The organism is Citrobacter sp. Cpo030 (assembly GCF_030333005.1).
GTDB classification, from domain to species: Bacteria; Pseudomonadota; Gammaproteobacteria; order Enterobacterales; family Enterobacteriaceae; genus Citrobacter; species Citrobacter portucalensis.
This window is the reverse complement of record NZ_JAOWGT010000061.1, coordinates 1-3,301: the sequence shown is the minus strand read 5'-3', so window position 1 is coordinate 3,301 and position 3,301 is coordinate 1. Positions and strand designations below refer to the sequence as shown.

2 protein-coding genes are annotated in these 3,301 nt (G+C 48.9%); both read left to right on the top strand.

Annotated elements, in window-relative coordinates:
- Window positions 1-1,893 (top strand): BCCT family transporter (locus OGY37_RS11955; protein WP_286620876.1); only part of this gene is annotated, 1,893 nt, incomplete at its 5' end.
- Window positions 1,894-1,956: 63 nt separating this feature from the next.
- Window positions 1,957-3,249, top strand: coding sequence for a DUF2254 domain-containing protein (locus OGY37_RS11950; protein WP_023304011.1), 1,293 nt, complete (start codon window positions 1,957-1,959; stop codon window positions 3,247-3,249).
- Window positions 3,250-3,301 lie beyond the last annotated feature (52 nt).

The window sequence follows — 3,301 nt, the reverse complement described above, 5'->3', positions numbered from 1 at the left end:
GTATTCCCGGATGTCGCCGACAAAAATTTTAAACTACTTCAGCAACAAATCTTCACGAATGCCAGCTGGTTCTACATCCTTGCTGTGGCCCTGATTTTACTGAGTGTCACGTTCCTGGGACTCTCACGCTACGGTGATATCAAGCTGGGCCCGGACCATGCGCAGCCTGATTTCAGCTACCACTCCTGGTTTGCGATGCTTTTTTCGGCAGGGATGGGGATCGGACTGATGTTCTTTGGCGTTGCCGAACCTGTAATGCATTATCTTTCGCCTCCCGTCGGCACCCCGGAGACCGTTGCGGCAGCGAAGGAAGCAATGCGTCTGACCTTCTTCCACTGGGGACTGCACGCATGGGCAATTTATGCCATTGTGGCGCTGATTCTGGCGTTCTTCAGTTACCGTCACGGTCTGCCGTTAACCCTGCGCTCCGCACTCTATCCCATTATCGGCGATCGCATATACGGGCCTGTAGGTCATGCGGTTGATATTTTCGCTGTTATCGGCACGGTCTTTGGCGTTGCGACCTCGCTGGGTTATGGTGTTTTGCAGGTGAATGCCGGTTTGAACCATCTTTTCGGGGTGCCCATCAATGAAACGGTGCAGGTTATTCTGATCGTGGTCATCACGGGGTTAGCGACGATTTCAGTGGTGTCCGGCCTGGATAAGGGAATACGTATCCTGTCTGAGCTCAATCTGGGTCTGGCGTTGTTGCTCCTGGCGCTGGTCCTGTGTCTGGGACCAACCGTGCTTCTGCTGAAGTCATTTGTGGAAAATACGGGCGGTTATCTTTCGGAACTGGTGAGTAAAACGTTCAACCTTTACGCGTATGAGCCTAAGTCGAGCAACTGGCTGGGGGGCTGGACATTACTGTACTGGGGATGGTGGCTTTCATGGTCGCCGTTTGTGGGGATGTTCATCGCAAGAGTCTCGCGCGGTCGAACCATTCGCGAGTTTGTCACCGGCGTGCTGTTTGTTCCCGCCGGCTTCACGCTCATGTGGATGACGGTGTTTGGTAACAGCGCAATCTATCTCATTATGCACCAGGGGGCGGCTGATCTCGCCAATACCGTTCAGCAGGATGTCGCGCTGGCCCTGTTTAATTTCCTGGAGCATTTCCCGTTTTCTTCCGTGCTGTCATTTATTGCAATGGCGATGGTCATTGTCTTCTTTGTCACCTCGGCTGACTCCGGGGCAATGGTTGTTGATACGCTGGCATCGGGTGGCGTCGCTAACACGCCTGTATGGCAGCGAATTTTCTGGGCCTCGCTCATAGGGATTGTGGCAATCGCACTGCTGATTGCGGGGGGACTGAGCGCGCTGCAAACCGTGACAATAGCGAGCGCATTACCTTTCTCAGTGATTTTACTGATATCCATATACGGATTATTAAAAGCCCTGCGTCGGGATTTGACCAAGCGTGAAAGCCTGAGCATGGCGACTATTGCTCCGACTGCAGCGCGTAACCCGATTCCATGGCAGAGACGCTTGCGCAATATCGCTTATCTGCCAAAGCGCTCTCTTGTGAAACGCTTTATGGGCGACGTTATCCAGCCCGCCATGACGCTGGTTCAGGAAGAACTGAATAAACAGGGAACGATAAGCCATATAAGTGATACTGATGACGAACGAATTCGGCTTGAAGTCGATTTGGGCAATGAGCTGAACTTTATTTATGAAGTGAGACTTCGTGGCTATAACTCACCGGCTTTCGCCATGGCTGCAATGGACAATGACGAGCAGCAGGTTGAGCAACATCGATATTATCGCGCTGAGGTCTATCTGAAAGAAGGCGGTCAAAACTATGATGTGATGGGCTGGAATCAGGAACAGCTGATTAATGACATACTGGACCAGTACGAAAAACACCTGCACTTCCTGCACCTCGTTCGTTAATACAAAAATGCCGTCCTGCCGGGCGGCATTTATTTTCCCGAACTTAATACAAGGATATGCTGAATGATTTTACGCTGGCAATGGATTCTCAGGCAGACACTTAAAAAACTATGGTTCAGGGCAACGTTATTTGCAATGGTAGCAATAATAACGGCCCTTTTATCTATTCTTTTTAGATCAATGATCCCAGAGTCAGTATCAGTGAAGGTTGGTGCGGAAGCAGTTGATAATATTCTGAACATACTGGCATCGAGTATGCTGGCGGTGACCACATTTTCACTGAGTATCATGGTCACCGCTTACGGTTCAGCCACTACTAATGTGACGCCCAGAGCCACGCGTTTAGTTGTAGAAGACGTAACCACACAAAATGTACTGGCCACTTTTATCGGTTCTTTTCTCTTCAGCCTGGTAGGGATTATTGCCCTCAATATGGGAGCCTACGGAGAAAGGGGTAGAGTCATTTTATTCATTGTAACACTGGTTGTCATTGCCTTAATAATCATCACATTGCTTCGCTGGATACAGCATTTGACCTCTCTGGGCAGGGTAGGTGAGACAACAGCAAAAGTAGAACAGGCGGCGATCGAGACATTTATTGCGAGAGCAAAAAGTCCATGTCTTGGCGGATATCCATGGCTTGAGAACAATGAACAACCAAAAGGAACTGTTGCCGTATATCCGGAGAAAATTGGCTATGTTGAATATATTGACATGGTCAAGCTCGGCAGTCTGCTGAGCAATGATCCTCGTCATGTATATCTTGTGGCGCAGCCAGGCAGTTTCATACATCCATCGATGCCAGTTTTGTACCTGAGTTCTGGTCAGGAGTCATCAATCTGTACCGATTTACTTGAAACGATCATTGTCTCGGATGTGCGTTCATTTGCTCAGGATCCCCGATTCTGTCTCAGCGTCATGGCCGAAATAGCCTGCAGGGCCCTTTCGCCCGCAGTAAACGATCCCGGTACTGCGATTGATGTCATTGGCAGAGGTGTTCGAATACTCTCCGCTTACGCGCAGAATAAAATAGATGAAACTGAAGTGATATATCCTTCAGTACATGTTGCGCCACTTCAGATCAAAGACCTACTGGAAGACTTTTTCTTACCTGTTGCACGTGATGGTGCGAGTATGAGGGAGATTCAGATAAGAGTCCTTAAAGGACTGTCTATGCTGAGTAAGGGTTGGCCTGGGATGTTTGCTGAAGCCGCACATATACTGGCATCTGAAACATTAGAGCATGCAACTCGTACTGGTCATATAGCCCATGACGAATATCTTATAAAATCAATTTATTATAATTTATTCAGTGGCGAAAATCCTAAGGAAGGTGCGAACAAGTTCCTGATATGAGATCATCATATTCATCCGGAGCGCATCCCAGAGGGACATCATGAGCCATCAA

Bases quoted from the DNA above. Each gene is read 5' to 3' on its own strand.
- OGY37_RS11950 (WP_023304011.1), top strand. From the start codon at position 1,957: ATGATTTTACGCTGGCAATGGATTCTCAGGCAGACACTTAAAAAACTA.